A 19,227-nucleotide genomic window follows, 5' to 3' on the forward strand; every position below is an offset into this window, starting at 1 on the left:
CGGACCCCGTACGGTGTCCATTCTCCGGGGCGCCAGGGGCGGCTGCATCTCGGAGCCGTCCGGGCACCGAAGGGCCCCGTCGGGGCGGGGCGCGTCAGGACGAGGCGCGGACCACGAGTTCCGTCGGGAGCATCTGCCGGGGCTGCTCGTCGGGTCCGCTCGGTTCGGCGATCTCCTGGAGCAGCAGCCGGGCCATGGTGCGGCCCATCTCCTCGATGGGCTGGCGGACGCTGGTCAGCGGCGGGTCCATGTGCCGGGCGACGGCCGAGTCGTCGACGCCGACGAGGGCGACGTCCTCGGGGACCCGGCGGCCGGCCTCGCGCAGGACGCCGCGCGCGCCCGCGGCCATGACGTCCGAGGCGGCGAAGACGGCGTCCAGGTCGGGCCTGCGGTCGAGGAGTTCGCGCATGGCGCGCCGGCCGCCCTCCTCGGTGAAGTCGCCGTTCGCGACGAGCGTCTCGTCGGGGGCGAGTCCGGCGTCGGTCAGGCCCTCGCGGTAGCCGTCGAGGCGGCAGCGGGCCACGTACATGTCGAGCGGGCCGGTGATGGTGGCGACGGCGCGGCGGCCGCGGGCGGCGAGGTGGGCGACGGCGGTGCGGCCCGCGCCGGTGTTGTCGGAGTCGACGAAGGCGACGCGCTCGTCCTCGGTGCGGCGGCCGTTGAGGACGGCGGGCAGGCCGAGCGCGCGGACCTGGTCGGGCAGCGGATCGGAGCCGTGCACGGAGACGAGGAGGACGCCGTCGACGCGCTGGGCGGCGAGGTACTGCTCGAAGCGCTGCCGTTCCTGTTCGCTGCGGATCAGGGTGAGGAGCAGTTGTTTGTCGGCGTCGGCGAGTTCGCCGCTGACGCCGCGGATGATGTCGAGGAAGTACGGCTCGGCGAAGAGCCGGGACTCGGTCTCGGGGATGACCAGGGCGACGGCGTCGGTCCTGCTGCCGGCCAGGGCACGCGCGGCTCGGTTGGGGACGTAGCCGAGTTCGGCGACGGCCCGCTCGACGGCGGCCTTGGCCTGTTCGCTGACCCGGGGCGAGCCGTTGATGACCCGGGAGACCGTGCCGCGGCCGACTCCGGCCCTGGCCGCGACCTCTTCCAGGGTGGGCCTGCCGGTCTGCCGTCCGCTCGCCGCCATGTGCCGCCTCTCCCCTCGGGCCGCCGCCCCGCCTGCGTGTGCACGCGAACCTATCAGGCGGGGCGGCGGCGTCCCGGGGACGCCGGGGAGGGGCTCAGGCGCCGGTCGGGGCGAGCTCGGCCATGGCGCCCCAGCCCTGCTGCGGGACCTCGACGTTGATGATCTCGGGGGTGGTGGCGATGGCTCCGGCCATCGTGGCCAGGCTGGCCGTGAAGTGGGCGGAGGCGACGTGGGCGGCGCCCGCCTCGGCGTCGGCGAAGGCCTCGAGGAGGACGAAGACGTTCGGGTCGTCGACGCTGCGGGACCAGTCGAAGAAGAGGTTGCCCGGCTCCTCGCGGGTGGCGCGGGTGAAGTCGTCGACGAGGTCGAGCCAGCGGTCGGCGTGGTCGGGGCGGGCGGTGAAGCGGACGGCGATGAAGATCATGCGTCCAGCGTGCGGCGCCCCGGCGGGGTGCGGCCAGCGGGTCCGCTCAGGATTCCGGCAGGGCCGGAAACTCCGGTACGGCCCGGGCGAGCGCGGCCATGATCCCGCCCTGCCGCCGCCCGAAGCCCTCGGTGGGCAGCGAGACGGAGAGGGCGTGCACGATGCCGTCGCCGCGCTCGGGCAGCGCCACGGCGAGGCAGGTGTACGCGAGGTCCGCCTCGCCCACCGACACGGCGAAGCCCTGTCCGCGTACCCGGTCGACCTCGGCCTCGAAGCGTTCGGCGCTGGTGATGGTCCGCTCGGTGAAGCGGGCCATCCCGTGCTCCGCGAGGTAGCGGCGACGCAGCGGCCGGGGCAGCGCGGCGAGCAGCGCCTTGCCGTGGGCGGTCGCGTGGGCGCGGTCCTCGGGGCCGGGGACGAAGGGGTGGGCCGGGTCGGTGACCGGGGCGGTGGTGTCGACGACGGTGATCAGGCCGTCGCGGTAGGCGGTGTGGTACGCCTCCGCGCCGGTCGCCCGGCGCAGCAGGCCGAGGAGCTCGCCGGTGCCGGCACCGAGCCCGTGGTGCCGCTGGTGGGACCGCTGCAGGGCCGGTACGCGGGGCCCGGGGGCGTACCCCTCGGAGGTGCGGACGAGGTAGCCGCGCGCGAGGAGGGGCCCGGTGAGGTGGTAGACGGTCGAGAGGGCGCAGCCGAGCTGTCGGGCCAGCGCCTTGGCCCCGACGGGCCGGTCGGCGTCGGCGACGGCGTCGAGGACGGCGAGGGCCCGGTCGACGGACTGGGGCCCGGGGCTCGGGGGCGGGGCAGGCATCGGTCCAGCTTAGGCGGGGTGCTTCCGGGCGAGTCCCCGATCACTCTCCGTGACCTCGTCGCTCCCCTTCGTATCTCCGCAGGTCAGAACGTCTTTATGTGCATAAGACACACTTTCGGCGTACCGTCGGGTGTTCCCCCCGACCTCGAAGCCACGGGAGAGCGTGTGCCTCGCTCCACGACCCACCATGCCCGGACGCCCCGCGAGGGGCGCCGTCCGCGTCTCCGGACGGCCGCGATCGCCACCGGTGTGGTCGCCGTCGCCGCGGGCGGCCTGTACGTGGCGGGGCTGTTCGCGACCGGCGACGACATATCCGCCGGCACCCGGGTCGGCGGCGTGGACATCGGCGGCATGAGCCGTGCCGAGGCCCGGGCCAAGCTGGCCGCCGAGGCCCCGGCCGCGTGGAGCGCGCCCATACCCGTGCGGGTCGGCGACCGCGCGTCGACCGTGGAGCCGGCGTCCGCCGGACTGACGGTCGACCTCGCGAAGACCGTCGACCTCGCGGCCGACCCCTCCCGCGACCCGGTCACCGTCATCGGGCGGCTCTTCTCGTCCGGCGAGCGCGAGATCCGGCCGGTCCTCGCCTACGACGCCGGCAAGGCACGGGCGTTCGTGGACGGCCTGGCCGAGAAGAACGACCGCGCGGTGCGCGAGGGCTCCGTCGCCTTCCGCGCCGGCAAGGCCGTCGCGACCCGGCCGGTGACCGGCCAGAAGCTGGACACCGGAAAGGCCGTCGACACCCTGCGCGCGGCCTACCCCGCCGCCACCGGCGCCGCTCCCGTCGTCCTGCCCGTCACCGTGACCGAGCCGAAGCTGCCGGCCGCCGAGGTCACCCGCTTCCTCGACACGTACGCCGAACCCGCCGTCTCCGGCCCCGTGACGCTCACGGCCGGCAAGGACCGGCTGCGGATCTCCGCGGCCACCCTCGGCGACCACCTCACCGTGAAGAACGACGCCGGCCGGCTCACCGCCGACCTGGACGCCGAGGCGCTGCTGCGCGACCCGGACGTGGCGCGGCCGGTCGCCGCCCTGACCGGCGCGCCGGTCGAGGCCACCCTCGGGGTGCGGGACGGCAAGGTCGTCGTGGAGTCGGAGGGCCGGCCGGGCCACGAGGTGACGGCGAAGGCCCTCGGCGACGCCGTCCGCCCGCTGCTCACCAAGTCGGGCGCCGCGCGCACGGCGCCGGTGGCCACCACGGTCACCCAGCCGGAACTGACCGCCGGCTCCCTCGCCCGGCTCGGCATCACGGAGCAGATGTCGACGTTCACGGTGAACTTCCCGACCGCGCCCTACCGGACGACGAACATCGGCCGGGCGGCCGAGCTCATCAACGGCTCGGTCGTGCAGCCCGGTGCCGTGTGGAGCTTCAACAAGACCGTCGGCGAGCGCACCCCGGACAACGGCTTCGTCGACGGCACGATGATCCTCGACGGCCAGTACCGCTCGGCGCCCGGCGGCGGCGTGTCCGCCATGGCCACCACCGTCTTCAACGCCATGTTCTTCGCCGGGGTGAAGCCCGTCGAGTACGGCGCCCACTCCTTCTACATCGAGCGCTACCCGGCCGGCCGCGAGGCGACCGTCGCCTGGGGCTCGCTCGACCTGAAGTTCCGCAACGACACCGGGAAGCCGATCTACATCAAGGCCGGCGCGACGGACTCCTCCGTCACCGTGAGCTTCCTCGGCACCAAGAAGTACGACTCCGTGGAGGCGGTGGCCGGACCGCGCACCAACCTCACGGAGCCCAAGAAGGCCGAGGGCACCGGCAAGGCCTGTGTGCCCCAGCCTCCCCTGGAGGGCTTCGACATCGCCGTGGACCGGGTGTTCAAGAACGGCGGCGCCGAGGTCAAGCGCGAGACCTTCAAGACCCACTACACCCCGCGCGACGAGGTCACCTGCACGTGACCCGGGGGTGAACGACGGGCAAGGGGACCGGCGGAAGGGTGTCTTCCCGTGGCGCCGGGGCATGACTCCGGAGCACGGCCCACCAGGCCAGGGCCCCCAACCCGCCGGAGGCACGCCTTGGTACCGCGCCGCGACCCCTTCGAGCGACTCCTCTCCGACACCGTGCGCGCGGGCGTCTGCCCCGGCCTCGTCTGGGCCGTGGGCGACGCCCGTACGACCCTCTCGCGGGGCGCGGTGGGGGTGCTCGACCCGGCCCGCCCCGCCGGGCCCGTGCGTCACGACACCCTCTTCGACGTCGCCAGCCTCACCAAGATCCTCGCGGTCTGGGCCGTCACCGGCACCCTCGTGGACGCCGGGAAGCTCGATCTCGCGGCCCCGCTGGGCAGTTACTGGCCCGAGGCGGCGGGGCGGCCCGTCGCCGGGGTCACCGCGCACCACCTGCTGACCCACACGGCGGGCATGCCGCTGCGGGCCAACCTCCGGCCGTTGTACGGCTCCGATCCGCAGGACATCCGCGACGGCGTCCTCGCCGAGCCGCTCCGCCACCGGCCCGGGGAGGCCGTCGCGTACACCGACCGGGCGGCACTGATCCTCGGCTACCTCACCGAGTACCTCACCCGGCGGCCGCTCGCCCGGCTCGCCGAGGAGCGGGTCTGGACCCCGCTCGGCATGACGGAGACGCGGTACGGCCCGCTCCCGGCCGCGGCAAGGGAGCGCTGCGCGCCCACCGAGTACGACGAGGAGAGCGGCCGCCATCTCCAGGGCACCGTCCACGACTTCTCGGCCCGGGCGCTCGGTGGCGCCTGCGGGATCGCGGGGGTCTTCACGACCGCCCCCGACATCGGGCGTTTCCTCCGTCATCTCCTCGACCCGGTGCCCGGCACGTTCTCCGCCGCGTGGACGGCCGCCTCGCTGCGCGTCCACACCGGCGCACTGGTGCCCCCGCGCGGCCTGTTCTGGCATCCGGCGCCGTACACCGACCCGGCGGACGGCGTCTGGGCGCACTTCGGGTTCACCGGGACGGGCCTGTGGGTGTCCCCGGCCCGGGACCGCTGGGCGGTCCTCCTCACCAACCGCCTCTACCTCACCCGCGACCCCGGCCCGCTGTCCCGCGTCAGGGACGTCTTCCGCCGCCTCGTCTTCTCCTGACGCGCGTGGGGGCGCGTGAGCGGGGGCGGGCGGCCTCTAGGCGGGGACGGAGAGGGCGGCGAGGCCCTTGAGGCATTCGTCTATCCGTGTGGTCAGGTTGTGGGTGCGGGCCAGTTCCAGGCAGGTCCGCCAGGTCTCCCGGGCCGCCTCCCCTTCGCCGAAGTGGTGGTGGGCGCGGGCGGTGAAGGCCAGGCAGTCGGCCGTGCCGCCGGCGTCCTCCATGCGGTGTCTGATGGCAAGCGCCTCCGTGAGGGCCGCGAAGGCCTCGTCCCGGCGGCCTAGGGCGCGCAGGATGTCGCCGTACTTGGTGAGCCCCGTGGCGAGGAACAGCCGGTGACCGTCCGTCCGCAGCAGTTCGATCACCCGGCGGATCGCCGTCGCCGCCTGGTCGAGGTCGCCGAGCAGCTGCCGGGCGTCCGCGATCCGGATGAGCACGAGCGCCTCGCCCCGGGTGTTGCCGGCCTCCCGGTACAGGTCGCGCGAGAGCTCCGCGTACACCAGCGCCTGTTCGGCGTCCTCGATCTGGGAGTACAGCGACGACATGTTGCCCAGGATGGACGCCTGGGCCAGGACGTCGCCGCGCGCGGTGAACAGGTCGAGGGCGATCCGGAGATGGGCGAGGCAGGCCTCGTTGCGGAAGGCCATGCCGTGCGCCACGGCCATCCGCCGGTGCAGCCACGCCTGGCCCAGCGTGTCGTCGTGGGCGCGGGCGATGTCCATCGCCTGCCCGAGGCAGGTGTCCCACTCCGTCGTCCACCAGTGCGTTCCGGCGTACCCGAAGAGTCCCACCGCGAGCCGCCAGGCCATGTCGGACCGGCCCAGCTCCCCGGCGCGGGTCAGCGCGGCCCGGATCGCGGGGAGTTCGCCGGCGGTCCAGCGGATCGCCGCGTCGTCGTCGGCGAACACGGGAAGCGACAGCGGCACGCCCGTCTCCGGTGCCAGCGGCGGCGGGGACTGCGACTCGCGGGTCGCGACGAGCGAGGCCGTCGCGAGGGCGGTGACGTACCAGGAGAGCAGCCGCAGGGTGGCGGCGGTGAGGTCCGCCTCCGTGTCCTCCTCCTCGCCCCTCCCCCACGCGTACTCGCCGAGCAGGTCGTGCAGGACGTACCGGTCGGGCTCCGGGTTGAGGACGAGGTGGGCGTCGGCCAGGACGTCGAGCACGGCCGCGGCGCGGGTCTCCGTGACGTCGAGGAGCGCGGCGGCGGACTGCGGGGTCACCCCGTGGCCAGGCCACGCCCGGCCGAGCAGCCGGAAGGCGCGCGCGGCCTCGCGTTCCAGCGGCTGGTCGCCGTCCCGCATGGCCACGTAGCTCATCGCGAAGGTCTGCCGGACGTCGAAGGTGCCCATGGTGAGCGTTTCGAGGCGGCCCTGGTGCGGGGTGAGTCGTTTCGCCAGCAGCGCCAGCGGCCAGGAGGGGCGGGAGGCGAGCCGTCCGCCGACGATCCGCAGGGCCAGCGGCAGCCCGCCGCAGGCCGCCATGATGTCGGCCAGCGCCTCGGGCTCCCGCCGTACGCGATCGGCCCCGGCCAGGGCGGCGAGCAGCGCGTGCTGGTCCGGCTCGGGCAGCGGGGCGAGCGGGACGGTGACGGCGCCCGGCAGGTCGGCGAGCAGCTGCCGGCTGGTGATCAGTACGGCGCTGGGTCCGCCGGCCGGCAGCAGCGGCGCCACGTGCGCGGCGTTGCGCGCGTTGTCGAGGACGAGCAGGACGCGGCGCTCGGCGAGCGCGGCGCGGAAGAGCAGGGCCCGGTCGTCGGTGTCGTCGGGCAGCGTGTCGTGGTGCACGCCGAGGTCCGAGAGGAAACGCGCGAGCAGTTCGTTCGCGGTGCGCGCGCCGTGGACGCAGTAGCCGCGCAGGTCCGCGTAGAGGGCCCCGTCCGGGAACGCCTCGCTCACCCGGTGCGCCACGTGGACGGCGAGGGCCGTCTTGCCGACTCCGCCCATGCCGGAGATGACGACGGGTCGGGTACGGGGGGTCGCGCCGGCCGGTCCGGCCGCGTGGTCGTCGGTGTCCCCGGCTCCCTCCGGTCCGGCCAGCCCCAGCGCCGTCCGGATCGCCGCCGTCTCCGCCGCCCGGCCCGTGAAGGCGTCCCCGTCGTACGGCAGCTGGAACGGCGGCCGGGGCGCGGTCCGCGCCGCGGGGGCGGGCGGGCGGGGGGCCGGTTCGCCGGTGAGGAGTTCCTGGTGGGCGCGCTGGACGGCGTCGCCGGGTTCCGTGCCGAGTTCGTCCACCAGGCTGCGGCGGAGCCGGTGGTAGACGGCGAAGGCGTCGGCCTGCCGGCCGGACCGGTGCAGGGCCAGCATGAGGCGCCGGTGGAAGCCCTCCCGCAGAGGGTGCTCTGCCGCGAGCGTGCTGAGCGCGGCGACGGCCTCCTGGTGCCTGCCGAGCTGGAGTTCCGCGTCGAAGCTCCATTCGAGGGCCTGGAGGCGGGCCTCCGCGAGCTGGTGGACCCGGAGCGCGGGGCCCTCGGAGTCGGCGAAGGGCGCCAGGTCGGCGAGGGGCGTGCCGCGCCACAGCGGCATGGCGAGCGCGGCCTCCCGGCGGACCTCCTCCCAGTCCTCGCGCCGGTGGGCGTGCCGTACGGCCCGGACGCGCGCCTCGAAGACGTCGGCGTCGAGCTCGCCCTCGTGGACGAGCAGCTGGTAGCCGGGGGCGAGGGTGCGCAGGCGCTCCTCGGCTCCTTCGGGGTCCACGGCGGCGAGGAGCCGGCGGAGCCGGGTGAGGTGGTTGGCGAGGGCGGCGTCGGCGCTGGCGGGGACGGAATCGCCCCACAGGGCCTCTTTGAGCGCGTCCCTGGAGACGGTCCGGTTCGCCTGGAGCAGCAGTGCCGCGAGGAGGACGCGGACCTTGGGTCCGCCGACGGGACGCGCCTCCGTGCCGTCGTGGAGGACGAGCGTCCCGAGCAGTCCGAACTTCACCACCATGCCCCCGCATCCTGGTAGGCCGTCCCACCTGCCCAGAGGCGGGTCCCGACGGCGTCCATCGTACGGTTCGGCACCCCTTGATTGATCAAACCGGCCGGGGGTTACCATATGAGCGCCGCCTAGCTCGAAAGATAAACTTGTGACTGTCAATGACGACTCGTTCACCAGCTGGAAGAACCGCGAGGAGATCGCGGAGTCGATGATCCCGATCATCGGGAAGCTGCACCGGGAGCAGGACATCACCGTCCTGGTCCACAGCCGCTCCCTGGTGAACAAGTCGGTGGTCAGCATCCTCAAGACCCACCGCTTCGCCCGCCAGATCGCCGGCGAGGAGCTGTCGGTCACCGAGACGCTCCCGTTCCTCCAGACGCTCACCACCCTCGATCTCGGCCCGTCCCAGATCGACATCGGCATGCTGGCCGCCGAGTACAAGACCGACAACCGCGGTCTCACGGTGGAGGAGTTCACCGCCGAGGCCGTCGCCGGTGCCACCGGTGAGAACAAGATCGAGCGCCGTGACGGACGCGACGTCGTCCTCTACGGCTTCGGCCGCATCGGCCGTCTCGTCGCCCGGCTCCTCATCGAGAAGGCCGGCTCGGGCAACGGTCTGCGCCTGCGCGCGATCGTCGTCCGCGGCGGTGGCGACCAGGACCTCGTCAAGCGCGCCTCGCTGCTGCGCCGCGACTCGATCCACGGCCAGTTCCAGGGCACCATCACGGTCGACGAGGCGAACAGCACGATCGTCGCCAACGGCAACACGATCAAGGTGATCTACGCCAACGACCCCTCCGAGGTCGACTACACGGCGTACGGCATCGAGAACGCCATCCTGATCGACAACACCGGCAAGTGGCGTGACCGCGAGGGCCTGTCGAAGCACCTGCGCCCCGGCATCGACAAGGTCGTCCTGACCGCGCCCGGCAAGGGTGACGTGCCGAACATCGTGCACGGCGTCAACCACGACACGATCAAGCCGGACGAGCAGATCCTCTCCTGCGCCTCCTGCACCACCAACGCGATCGTGCCGCCGCTGAAGGCGATGGACGACGAGTACGGCGTGCTCCGCGGCCACGTGGAGACGGTCCACTCGTTCACGAACGACCAGAACCTCCTGGACAACTACCACAAGGCCGACCGTCGCGGCCGCTCCGCGCCGCTCAACATGGTGATCACCGAGACCGGTGCAGCCTCGGCCGTCGCCAAGGCGCTGCCGGACCTCAAGGCCCCGATCACCGGCAGCTCGATCCGCGTCCCCGTCCCGGACGTCTCGATCGCCATCCTGAGCCTGCGTCTCGGCCGCGAGACCACCCGCGACGAGGTCCTCGAGTACCTCCGTGACGTCTCGCTGCACTCGCCGCTGAAGCGCCAGATCGACTTCACGACCGCCCCCGACGCCGTCTCGATGGACTTCGTGGGCTCGCGCCACGCGTCGATCGTCGACGCCGGCGCCACCAAGGTCGACGGCGACAACGCGATCCTCTACCTCTGGTACGACAACGAGTTCGGCTACTCGTGCCAGGTCATCCGGGTCGTCCAGCACGTCTCCGGTGTGGAGTACCCGACCTTCCCGGCCCCGGCGGTCTGATCCCCACCCGCCCAACGGCACGACCGCGCGCCGCACTTCCTCCGGGAGGTGCGGCGCGCCGTCGTATCCGGGCCGGGGGCGCTCCGTCGTCACCGGCCCGGGGGCGCGAACCGATCGCGGGGCTCCGGCGTCCCTCCCCGCATGGACACGTTCACGCACGGGATACGCCAGCTCCTGCGGTTCGCCGTACTGGAGGCGCGGTGCTGCGCCTTCGCCGTCGCGCTCGTCGGGGGGATCGCCGTCTCCTCCCTGCTGCCGGACCTTCCGGTCGCCCGCTACGACCTGCTGCTGCTGTACGGGATCGTCCTCACCGTCGTGGCCTGGAAGGTCGGGTGGGACACCGGGCGGGACATCGCGGTGATCGCCGCCTGCCACGCCACGGGCCTGCTCTTCGAGTTGGTGAAGGTGCGGATGGGCTCGTGGAGTTATCCGGAGGAGGCGCTGACGAAGGTCGGCGGGGTGCCGCTGTACGGCGGGTTCCTGTACGCGGCGCTGGGCAGTTACGTCTGCCGTGCGCGGCGCCTCTTCGACCTGCGGCTGACGGGCTACCGGCCGCGGGCGACGGCGGTGCTCGCCGCCGCCGTGTACGTGAACTTCTTCAGCCACCACTGGCTGCCCGACGCCCGGTGGGCCCTGGCGGCGCTGCTCCTCGTGGCGACGGCGGGGACCTGGGTGCGGTTCCGGGTGGGCGAACGCGACCACCGGATGCCGCTGGCCCTGTCGTTCGTCCTGATCGGCTTCTTCCTCTGGGTCGCGGAGAACGCGGCGACGTACGTCGGGGCGTGGAGCTATCCGCACCAGCTGGACGGCTGGCAGCCGGTGTCCCTCGCCAAGTTCGGCGCGTGGGCGCTGCTGATGACGGTCACGTTCGTCCTGGCAATGCCCTCCCGCTCGGTGCGACACGAGAATTGAAGCAATTTCGTGCACGCCCGCGGGGGACGTGGTACAGTCGACAGCAGTTGCAGTCGTGGTTCCCAAAGAAACTTACAGTGCCTTTGACGATTCGACATCGTCAGGCACTTTCTGTGTTTTCGGTGCAGTTTTCCGGACGGGGCAATCATCACGGCGACGCCGGAATCCGCACAGTGCGGCTTCCAGGGCTACGCCCCGAAGGAGATTTGACATGGCTAACGGCACCGTGAAGTGGTTCAACTCGGAAAAGGGCTTCGGCTTCATCGAGCAGGAGGGTGGCGGCCCGGACGTCTTCGCCCACTACTCCAACATCGCCACCTCGGGCTTCCGTGAGCTCCAGGAAGGCCAGAAGGTGACCTTCGACGTCACGCAGGGCCAGAAGGGCCCGCAGGCGGAGAACATCCTCCCCGCCTGACGTTGACACGTCCGACGCAGCTGGGGTCCTCACCCACGTGGTGAGGGCCCCGGCTCGTTGTGTTTTCCAGGCAGTTCGACGTATTCCCAGGCATATATCAGACTTTTCACGGACCGGACGCCTATTTCCATCCCTCGGCGTGGCCGGATCCGCACGCATATCGCGTTCGGTACGTTCCTGAAATTCATCGGGCCGCGGCCCGGTCGTGAATTCCTCGAAACGCACCGTTTCGAGGAAGGCCCCATGAACGACACGCACAGCACCCCCGCGGCGAAGGACGAATTCACGGCGCCGCCCGCCGGCACCCCGGCCCTGCCGCCGGCCGCCTCCTTCGCCGAGCTCGACCTGCCGGCCGAGGTCCTCGACGTCCTCGCCCGGCTCGGCCTCGACACGCCGTTCCCGATCCAGTCCGCGACCCTGCCCGACGCCCTCGCGGGGCGCGACGTCCTCGGACGCGGCCGCACCGGCTCCGGCAAGACCCTCGCCTTCGGCCTGCCGCTGCTCGTCCGCGCCGCCGGACGGCGCGCCGAGTCCCGCAGGCCCCACGCGCTGGTCCTCGTCCCGACGCGGGAACTGGCCCAGCAGGTCACTGACGCGCTCGAGCCGTTCGCCCGGGCCCTGAAGCTGCGCCTGGCCACCGTGGTCGGCGGCATGTCGATCGGCCGTCAGGCGACCGCCCTGCGCGACGGCGCCGAGGTCCTGATCGCCACCCCCGGCCGCCTCATGGACCTCGTCGAGCGCAAGGACTGCCGGCTCGACCGCGTGGCCGCCACCGTCCTCGACGAGGCCGACCAGATGGCCGACCTGGGCTTCATGCCGCAGGTCACCGAGCTGCTCGACCTGGTGCGCCCGGAGGGCCAGCGGATGCTGTTCTCCGCGACGCTCGACCGCAACGTCGACCTCCTCGTCGAGCGCTACCTGGCGGACCCGGTCGTCCACTCCGTCGACCCCTCGTCCGCCACCGTCTCCACGATGGACCACCACGTCCTGCACGTGCACGGTGCCGACAAGTTCGCCACCGCGACGGAGATCGCGGCCCGGGACGGACGGGTCATCATGTTCCTGGCGACCAAGGCGGCCGTCGACCGCTTCACCAAGCACCTCCTCGGCAGCGGCGTGCGGGCCGCCGCGCTGCACGGCGGCAAGTCCCAGCCGCTGCGCACCCGGACCCTCGACCGCTTCCGGTCCGGCGAGGTCCCCGTCCTCGTCGCCACCAACGTGGCTGCGCGCGGCATCCACGTCGACGAGCTCGACCTCGTCGTCAACGTCGACCCGCCCGCCGACCACAAGGACTACCTGCACCGTGGCGGGCGCACCGCGCGCGCCGGGGAGTCCGGGCTGGTCGTCACCCTGGTGACGCCCGAGGAGCGGCGTGACGTGGCCCGCCTCATGGCGGACGCGGGCATCCGCCCCCAGGTCACCCAGGTCCGTTCGGGCGAGGCCGCGCTGACCCGCATCACCGGCGCCCGAAAGCCCTCGGGCGTGCCCGTGGACGGCGCCGCGAAGAGCCAGGAGGGCGTCAGGCGCGGCGGCGCGGCCTTCCGTGGCATGGGGACCGTCCCGGGCCGCCCCGGCCGCGCCAAGAACGAGTCCCGCAAGGCCGCGGACGCCCGTAAGGCCGCCGAGGCCCGGCAGGCCGCGCGGATCCGCCGCGGCAAGTAGGCCGGTCGACCGGTCCGCCGGGGGGCCGGTGCCGCACGGTTTCCTGTCCTCGCTTCCGACGGTCACCGTCGGCGTTTCGGCCAGGGCCGGCTCGGCGGCGGGGCCGTCGCGGCCAAGGGTCGGTGTATCCCGCACGCTCGGCTTCTCGCGCCGCCGTGGGGTGCGGGGAGCGTCTGAAACACGTGTGTTCGAAGTCGACGCGATGTCGTTGAGCTCGGCAACGTACCCACAGACGCACCCCGGAGGCCCCCTTGAGCGATGCCACCGACACCAGCGGGACGGGGGCCGGCGCCGGCGTTCCGGCGCCGCGGCCCGCGCCCCCGAGCCCTCCCCCGCTGTCCCCTCCCCCCGCGAGCATCTCGGCGGGCCCCCGGGACGGGGACCTCACGGCGGAGCTGGAGGACGCCTACTGGGCGGTCCACGACGGCGCCGCCGCGCAGGCGACCGTCCGTGAGGTGCTGGCGCGGCTGCCGAGGATCATCGCGCGGATCGGGCGGCTCGCCTGGCGGGCCGACCGCGGGGCCACCGCGACCGTCGTCGGCTGCCAGCTGGCGTCGGCCGCCATGAGCGCCTTCGGTCTGATGGCCTCGGTGGCCGTGCTCCGGGAGCTGTTCGCCGAGGGCCCGACGCCCGACCGGGTCCGCGCGGCGGTCCCCCAGCTCCTCACGGTGGTCGGCTTCCTCGCCGCCCGCGCGCTGCTCGAAGCGGCCGTCGCCGTCGCCCAGGCGCGGGTCACCCCCAAGATCCGCACCGCGCTCGAATGCGAGTTCCTGCGGCTCACGGCCCACGTACGCCTGGAGGCCGTCGAGGACGCGGCCTGGCACGACGAGGTCCACCGGGCCAACGACCGGGGGCTGTACTTCGCCCGGCAGATCGTCGGGCAGGTCGTCTCCCTCGCCTCGGCGGCCCTCGGCATCCTCGGTACGGCGGGGGTCCTCGGCGTCCTGCACCCCGCCCTCCTGCCGCTCCTGCTGCTGTCCGTCCTGCCGGTGGGCGCGGCCGCCGTGCGGGGAGCACGGGACCGGTTCCGCTCCTTCATGCGCTGGAACGCGCTCCAGCGCAGGGTCCGGGTGTTCTCCTGGCTGCTGCTCGACGTGGACGCGGCCGCCGAGCTGCGCTCGGACACCGCCCAGGGCGCGCTCCTGGCCGAGCACCGCGGGCTGACCACCAGGATCGCCGAGGAGGACACCCGCCTCGGCACCCACTCGGCGGCGCTCAGCCTGGCGGGCCGGACGGTCGGCGGCCTCGGCACCGGGATCACGTACGCGGCCCTCGGGGCGATGCTGATCGCGGGGTGGCTGCCGCTGGCGGCCGGGGCCGGGGCGGTCCTGGCGATCCAGGCCGGGCAGGCGTCGCTGACCCGGCTCGTCGATGTCGCGCACCTCGTGTACGAGCACGCGCTGTGGGTCGACGACCTCCTCGCCGTACAGGAGAAGTGCCGTCGGCTGCTGCCACGGCGGTCCGCGCTCCGGGCGCCGGACCAGGTGAAGACGATCAGTCTTGAGGACGTCGGGTTCACCTATCCGGGCAAGGACGCTCCGGCCCTCGACGGGATCTCGCTGCGGCTGCACGCCGGGGAGACGGTCGCGTTCGTGGGGCTGAACGGCTCGGGCAAGAGCACCTGCGCCAAGGTGCTCGCGGGGCTGTACGAGCCCCAGCGCGGCACCGTGCGGTGGGACGGCACCGACGTCGCCGAGATGGACGCCGAGTCGGTGCACGCGCGGGTCGCCTGTGTGCTCCAGGACCCGCTGCACCTGCCGTTCAGCGCCCTGGCCAACCTCACGGTGTCCACCGGCACGCTCACCGAGGCGGATCCCCAGCGCGTTCTGGACGCGGCCCGCGCCGCCGGGGCCGACCAGGTCGTCGCCGCGCTGCCCGGTCAGTGGGAGACGCTGCTCTCCAAGCGGTTCCGGGGCGGGCAGGAGCTCTCCGGCGGGCAGTGGGCGAAGATCGCCGTGGCCCGCGGTCTGTACAAGAAGGCGCCCCTGCTGCTGCTCGACGAGCCGACCGCGAGCATGGACCCGCCGTCCGAACACGCCGTCTACGAGGCCGTGTTGCGCGGCCGGCTGCGGGAGGACCAGATCACCGTGCTCATCTCCCACCGGCTGGCCAGCGTCGTCGACTGCGACCGGATCTTCGTGTTCGACCGCGGCCGCGTGACGGAGTCAGGTTCGCACGACTCCCTGATGGCCCTCGGCGGCGCCTACGCTTCGATGTTCACCCTGCAGGCGGGCGGCTACCGCCCGCGCGACACGACGACCGGTGGCACGCCGAAGGAGACCCCGTGAGGGACGACGACCCGTGGGACACGATCCGTTCGCTCTCGGCCCTGTTCACGGAGTTCGACGCCGGACGGGGACTGACGCCGGAGGAGCAGTGGACGATGCAGGTGCTCAAGCTCACCGAGGAGGTCGGGGAGGCCGCCCAGGCGGTCATCGGAGCCCGGGCCTCGAATCCGCGCAAGGGCCGCAGCCACAGCTGGGAGCAGGTGCAGGAGGAGGTCGTCGACGCCGTGGTCACCGGCATGGTCGCGCTGACCCGCATGCGGCCCGACGACGCCCCCGAGTTCTTCGCCGCCGTCCTCGCCCGGAAGGCGGCGAAGTTCCTCCCGCACCCGCAGGACGACGGCCCGGTGGTCACGTCGCGTTGAGGGCCACCGTCGGGTGGAGGCGCGAGGCGCGGACGGCCGGGTAGAGGCCCGCGACCGCGCCGATCAGGAGGGTGGCGGCCAGACCGCCCGCGAGGGACCAGGGCGGGACGACCGCCGTCCAGCCCTGGAACCGCGCGAAGCCGTACGTCGCCGCCGCCCCGAGGAGCGCCCCGGTCGCCCCGCCGAGCGCCGAGAGCAGGAGCGACTCGGTCAGGAACTGGAGCCGGATCGCGTTGCGGGTCGCGCCGAGGGCACGCCGCAGACCGATCTCCTGGCGGCGCTCCAGGACGGAGATGACCATGGTGTTGGCCACGCCGACGCCGCCGACCAGGAGGGCCACCGCGCCGAGGCCCAGCATCAGGGTCGTCAGGCCCTTGTCGGTGGCGGCCTTGGCAGCGAGCGCGTCGGAGGGCCGGGAGACCTTCACTCCCCCTTCGCCGCCGGGGCTGATCGTGCGGGCCAGGATCGCCCGTACGTCCTCCACCGAGGCGTCCGTGGAGCGCTCGAAGACGGTGGTCGGGTGCCCGTCGAAGCCGAAGTGGCGTTCGGCGGCGGGGAATCCGACCATCGCGACCCGGTCGAGGGTGGGGACGAGTTCGAGCGGTTTGAGGATGCCGACGACGACCACGCGGGTGTCGTTCATCATGATGGTCTCGCCGGTGCGGGTGACGCCGAGCCGTTCGGCGGCCACCGCTCCGAGGACGGTGACCGGGAGCCGTTCGCGGGCGGGGTCGAACCAGACGCCGCGGTCGACCTCGCCGCCGAGCGCGGCGAGCAGGTCGGTGCGGACCGCCTGGGTGGTGACGCCGGCGGTGCGTTCCTCGGGCACCAGGTCGCTGCGGCGGATGCGCGCGTCGACGTCGCCGGTGCCGGTGGCGTGCTGGACGGGGCCGATCCGCTCGACCATCGCGACCGCGTTCTTGGGGAGTCTGACCTCCTGGCCCAGGGCGTCCTTGCCGGCCTCCACGGTCAGGAGGTTGGTGCCGAGGCGGTCGAGCCGGGCCATCAGGTCCGCGCGGCTCGACTCGGAGAGCCCGACGACGGCGACCATCGTCGCGATGCCGATGGCGATGCCGAGGGCCGAGAGCACCACGCGGGCGCGGCGGGCGCGGAGGCCGACGGCGCCGGTCCGGAGGACGTCGCGGGCGGGCAGCCGGGCGGGGGTGAGTGCGCGCTTCATGAAGTGACCCCGTCCTCGCGGGAGTCGGGACGTTCGTCGGCGACGATCTCGCCGTCTTTGAAGCGGACGCGGCGCGGGAGGGAGTTCGCGATCTCGTTGTCGTGGGTGATCACGCAGATCGTGGTTCCCATGGCGTTCAGCTCGTGCAGCAGCTCCATGACGATCTCGCCGGACGCGGTGTCGAGTGCGCCCGTCGGTTCGTCGGCGAGCAGCAGCAGGGGCTCGCCGACCAGCGCGCGGGCGATGGCCACCCGCTGCTTCTCGCCGCCGGACAGCTGGTGGGGGCGGTGGGAGCCGCGGTGGTCGAGGCGTACCCGGGCGAGCGCCGCGCGGGCCCGGGCCCGGCGTTCCCTGAGCGGTACGCCCGCGTAGAGCAGTCCGTCGGCGACGTTGTCGACGGCGTCGCGTCCCGCCGCGAGGTGGAAGTGCTGGAACACGAAGCCGATGTGGCGGGCGCGCAGGGCCGAGAGCCGGTTGTCGGAGAGCGCGGAGACCTCGTGGCCTGCGATGCGGACGGTACCGCTGGTGGGTTTGTCGAGGGTGCCCATGACGTGGAGCATGGTGGACTTGCCGGAGCCGGAGGGTCCGACGACGGCGAGCAGTTCGCCGGCGTCGACGGTGAGGTTCACGCCGCGCAGGGCGTGGACGCCGCCGGGGTACGCCTTGGTGGCGTTCCACAGCTCGACGACGGGGGTGGGCGCCGGGTGAGCGGGGGCGGGTGCGGGGGCGTGGCTCATGACGCGGCGACTCCCACCGTGAGGCCCTCGCGCACGTCTGGGCCGCTGACCTCGATCCGGCCGTCGGCGGTCATCCCCGTCTCCACCCGTATCGTGGTGGTCGTGCCGCCCTGGACGATCTGGAGGCCGTAGCCGCCGTTCTCGCCGCGCAGGGCGAGGACCGCCTCGACCGGCACCGCGAGGACGCCCTTGCGGGACTCGCTGACGAACCTGACGCTGACCGGCGCCTTCGTGTCCTCGCCGGAGGCGGCGCGCGTGCCGCCGTCGAGGACGACCTCGACGACGATGCCGTCCTGGCCGGCCGTGCCGTCCCCGGTGCCGGTGTCCTCGGGCCGTACGGTTCCGGCGACCCGTCCGGCGGCGGTCCTCCCGCTGGGCAGGGTGACCTCGACCTTGGTGCCCGCGGCGGTGAGGGGGCCGTCGGTCTGGTCGAGCCGGGCCCGGACGACCGGCCGGGTGGAGGCGACGGTGAGGACGGGCCGGTCCGGGCCGACCTGGTCGGCGAGGGCCGCGTCGGCGGAGACCACCTTGACCTGGCCCGGCTGGAAGACGACCTCGCCCTTGCCGACCCGGCCGGTGGGCTCCCGGTTCAGCGACTTCTGCCACCGTTTGACGGCCGTCTCGGTGTCCTTGTCGTACCGCGTGTCGACGTACAGTCCGGCTCCGTGTCCCAAGTCGCGCAGGTTGCGCTCCAGTTGGAGGACGTCGCTGCCCCGGTCGCCGGTCTTCATCTCGCGGAACACGGGGACCGGGCCGTAGAGGAGGGTGACGGGCTTGTCGTCGAGTTCGTACAGGGCCTGCCCCCTCGTCACCGTTCTCCCCTCGGTCGCGGCGACGGTGACCGTTCCTACGACGGCGGACTTGACGGGCCTGCGCTGTGCGAAGTCGAGCGTGCCGTCGACGGTCTTGGCGCGGACGAGGTCGGTGCGGACGACGGTCGCCGTGGCGGGCGGCGCGTCGCCGCTCCGGCCGGCGGCGCCGGAGCCGGGGGCGCCGCCGAGGGGATCGCCCAGGAGGACCACTCCCCCGGTGACGGCGGCGGCGACGGTCACGGCGCCGAGCGTGCGCAGGGCGGTGCGGCGCTTCACTGCATGCCGTCCAGACCGTCGAGCAGCTTCGCCTTGCACGCCTCGCGGGCCTGCTTGTACGCCGGTGAGCCGCTGTCGATGGCCGGGTCGGCCGGGTTCGGGTCGCCGCCCGGCTGGGCGTTGCCGCCGCTCATCGTCGGGTTGGTGAACCGGGAGATGCCGTTGTCCCGCATGCACTTGGCGTGCGCCAGCATCGACTCGTAGTCCTTCTGCTGGTCGCGGGCCGGCTCGGCCTGCATGACCTTCTGGAGTTCGGGGACGCAGACGCCGTTCCGGCCGCCCTTGGCCGCTTCCATCTGGCCGGGCCTTGAGGAGATCTCCTCGACCTTGCCCCAGTCGAGGTGGCCGCTGAGCTTGGGGTCGGGGAAGTCCTGGTAGCCGCCCTTGACGCGCATGCACCGGACGTAGGCGAGCTGGGCGTCGTAGAAGGCGCTCTTCCCGGCGGGCCGGGCGCTCGGGCCCGCGGTGTCCTTCGCGGCGGGGGTGGCCGTAACGGTCTCCGGTACGGAGGCGATGGCGTCGTTCTTCGGTGCGCCCCCGGCGCCGTCACCGCCGCCGCAGGCGACGGTGAGGACGAGGACGGGGAGCGCGGCGAGCGCGGTCAGGCGCAGCCGGGCGGGGACGCGGGAGGTTGTCTGCTGGCTCATGTCCCTCACCCTCGCCA

General features: G+C 73.3%; 16 protein-coding genes. 8 read left to right on the forward strand and 8 right to left on the reverse strand.

Going from position 1 to position 19,227, the window contains the following annotated elements:
* Positions 1-94 precede the first annotated feature (94 nt).
* The 3 genes from DEJ43_RS02180 to DEJ43_RS02190 form a co-directional block, all read right to left on the reverse strand.
* Positions 95-1,129 carry a LacI family DNA-binding transcriptional regulator gene (locus DEJ43_RS02180; protein ID WP_015031659.1) on the reverse strand — a complete coding sequence of 345 codons (1,035 nt, stop codon included), beginning with the start codon at positions 1,127-1,129 and terminating at the stop codon, positions 95-97.
* Between the two features lie 94 nt (positions 1,130-1,223).
* Positions 1,224-1,553 (reverse strand): putative quinol monooxygenase, encoded by a 330-nt coding sequence (locus DEJ43_RS02185; protein WP_015031660.1) that lies wholly within the window; start codon positions 1,551-1,553, stop codon positions 1,224-1,226.
* A gap of 46 nt (positions 1,554-1,599) precedes the next feature.
* Positions 1,600-2,361 carry an IclR family transcriptional regulator gene (locus DEJ43_RS02190; protein ID WP_015031661.1) on the reverse strand — a complete coding sequence of 254 codons (762 nt, stop codon included), beginning with the start codon at positions 2,359-2,361 and terminating at the stop codon, positions 1,600-1,602.
* Between the two features lie 165 nt (positions 2,362-2,526).
* Here DEJ43_RS02190 and DEJ43_RS02195 point away from each other — a divergent pair, with 165 nt between their 5' ends.
* On the forward strand, positions 2,527-4,263 hold the full coding sequence (locus DEJ43_RS02195; protein WP_015031662.1) for a VanW family protein: 1,737 nt from the start codon (positions 2,527-2,529) through the stop codon (positions 4,261-4,263).
* A gap of 117 nt (positions 4,264-4,380) precedes the next feature.
* On the forward strand, positions 4,381-5,412 hold the full coding sequence (locus DEJ43_RS02200; protein WP_041661977.1) for a serine hydrolase domain-containing protein: 1,032 nt from the start codon (positions 4,381-4,383) through the stop codon (positions 5,410-5,412).
* A gap of 36 nt (positions 5,413-5,448) precedes the next feature.
* On the opposite strand, the gene DEJ43_RS02205 is transcribed toward DEJ43_RS02200, so the two are convergent.
* Positions 5,449-8,334 carry an AfsR/SARP family transcriptional regulator gene (locus DEJ43_RS02205; RefSeq protein ID WP_015031664.1) on the reverse strand — a complete coding sequence of 962 codons (2,886 nt, stop codon included), beginning with the start codon at positions 8,332-8,334 and terminating at the stop codon, positions 5,449-5,451.
* A gap of 139 nt (positions 8,335-8,473) precedes the next feature.
* On the opposite strand from DEJ43_RS02205, the gene DEJ43_RS02210 reads away from it, so the two are divergent.
* The 6 genes from DEJ43_RS02210 (at position 8,474) to DEJ43_RS02235 (ending at position 15,558) form a co-directional block, all read left to right on the forward strand.
* Positions 8,474-9,919, forward strand: a complete 1,446-nt coding sequence (locus tag DEJ43_RS02210; RefSeq protein WP_041661978.1) for a glyceraldehyde-3-phosphate dehydrogenase — start codon at positions 8,474-8,476, stop codon at positions 9,917-9,919.
* A gap of 141 nt (positions 9,920-10,060) precedes the next feature.
* Positions 10,061-10,831, forward strand: a complete 771-nt coding sequence (locus DEJ43_RS02215; RefSeq protein ID WP_041661980.1) for a DUF817 domain-containing protein — start codon at positions 10,061-10,063, stop codon at positions 10,829-10,831.
* 211 nt (positions 10,832-11,042) lie between these two features.
* On the forward strand, positions 11,043-11,246 hold the full coding sequence (locus tag DEJ43_RS02220; protein ID WP_015031667.1) for a cold-shock protein: 204 nt from the start codon (positions 11,043-11,045) through the stop codon (positions 11,244-11,246).
* A gap of 243 nt (positions 11,247-11,489) precedes the next feature.
* Positions 11,490-12,908 carry a DEAD/DEAH box helicase gene (locus tag DEJ43_RS02225; protein ID WP_015031668.1) on the forward strand — a complete coding sequence of 473 codons (1,419 nt, stop codon included), beginning with the start codon at positions 11,490-11,492 and terminating at the stop codon, positions 12,906-12,908.
* A gap of 251 nt (positions 12,909-13,159) precedes the next feature.
* On the forward strand, positions 13,160-15,196 hold the full coding sequence (locus DEJ43_RS02230) for an ABC transporter ATP-binding protein (protein ID WP_015031669.1): 2,037 nt from the start codon (positions 13,160-13,162) through the stop codon (positions 15,194-15,196).
* Positions 15,193-15,558, forward strand: coding sequence for a MazG-like family protein (locus DEJ43_RS02235; RefSeq protein ID WP_015031670.1), 366 nt, complete (start codon positions 15,193-15,195; stop codon positions 15,556-15,558). The genes DEJ43_RS02230 and DEJ43_RS02235 overlap by 4 nt, the downstream gene beginning before the upstream one ends.
* Here the strand turns inward: DEJ43_RS02235 and DEJ43_RS02240 are convergent.
* Genes DEJ43_RS02240 through DEJ43_RS02255 form a run of 4 tightly spaced genes read right to left on the reverse strand, consistent with a single transcriptional unit; the run spans position 15,545 to position 19,210 of the window.
* Complete coding sequence (locus tag DEJ43_RS02240) at positions 15,545-16,738, reverse strand: ABC transporter permease (RefSeq protein WP_015031671.1); 1,194 nt, start codon at positions 16,736-16,738, stop codon at positions 15,545-15,547. The two genes, DEJ43_RS02235 and DEJ43_RS02240, sit on opposite strands and share 14 nt — an antisense overlap.
* Positions 16,735-17,475, reverse strand: coding sequence for an ABC transporter ATP-binding protein (locus tag DEJ43_RS02245; RefSeq protein WP_015031672.1), 741 nt, complete (start codon positions 17,473-17,475; stop codon positions 16,735-16,737). Before DEJ43_RS02245 ends, DEJ43_RS02240 begins: the two co-directional genes overlap by 4 nt.
* Entirely contained in the window at positions 17,472-18,563 is a 1,092-nt protein-coding gene (locus tag DEJ43_RS02250; RefSeq protein WP_015031673.1) for a peptidoglycan-binding protein, read from the reverse strand. The genes DEJ43_RS02245 and DEJ43_RS02250 overlap by 4 nt, the downstream gene beginning before the upstream one ends.
* Positions 18,560-19,210 carry a hypothetical protein gene (locus DEJ43_RS02255; RefSeq protein WP_015031674.1) on the reverse strand — a complete coding sequence of 217 codons (651 nt, stop codon included), beginning with the start codon at positions 19,208-19,210 and terminating at the stop codon, positions 18,560-18,562. The genes DEJ43_RS02250 and DEJ43_RS02255 overlap by 4 nt, the downstream gene beginning before the upstream one ends.
* Positions 19,211-19,227 lie beyond the last annotated feature (17 nt).

Origin of the sequence: Streptomyces venezuelae ATCC 10712, assembly GCF_008639165.1 — a bacterium.
Classification (GTDB): Bacteria; Actinomycetota; Actinomycetes; order Streptomycetales; family Streptomycetaceae; genus Streptomyces; species Streptomyces venezuelae.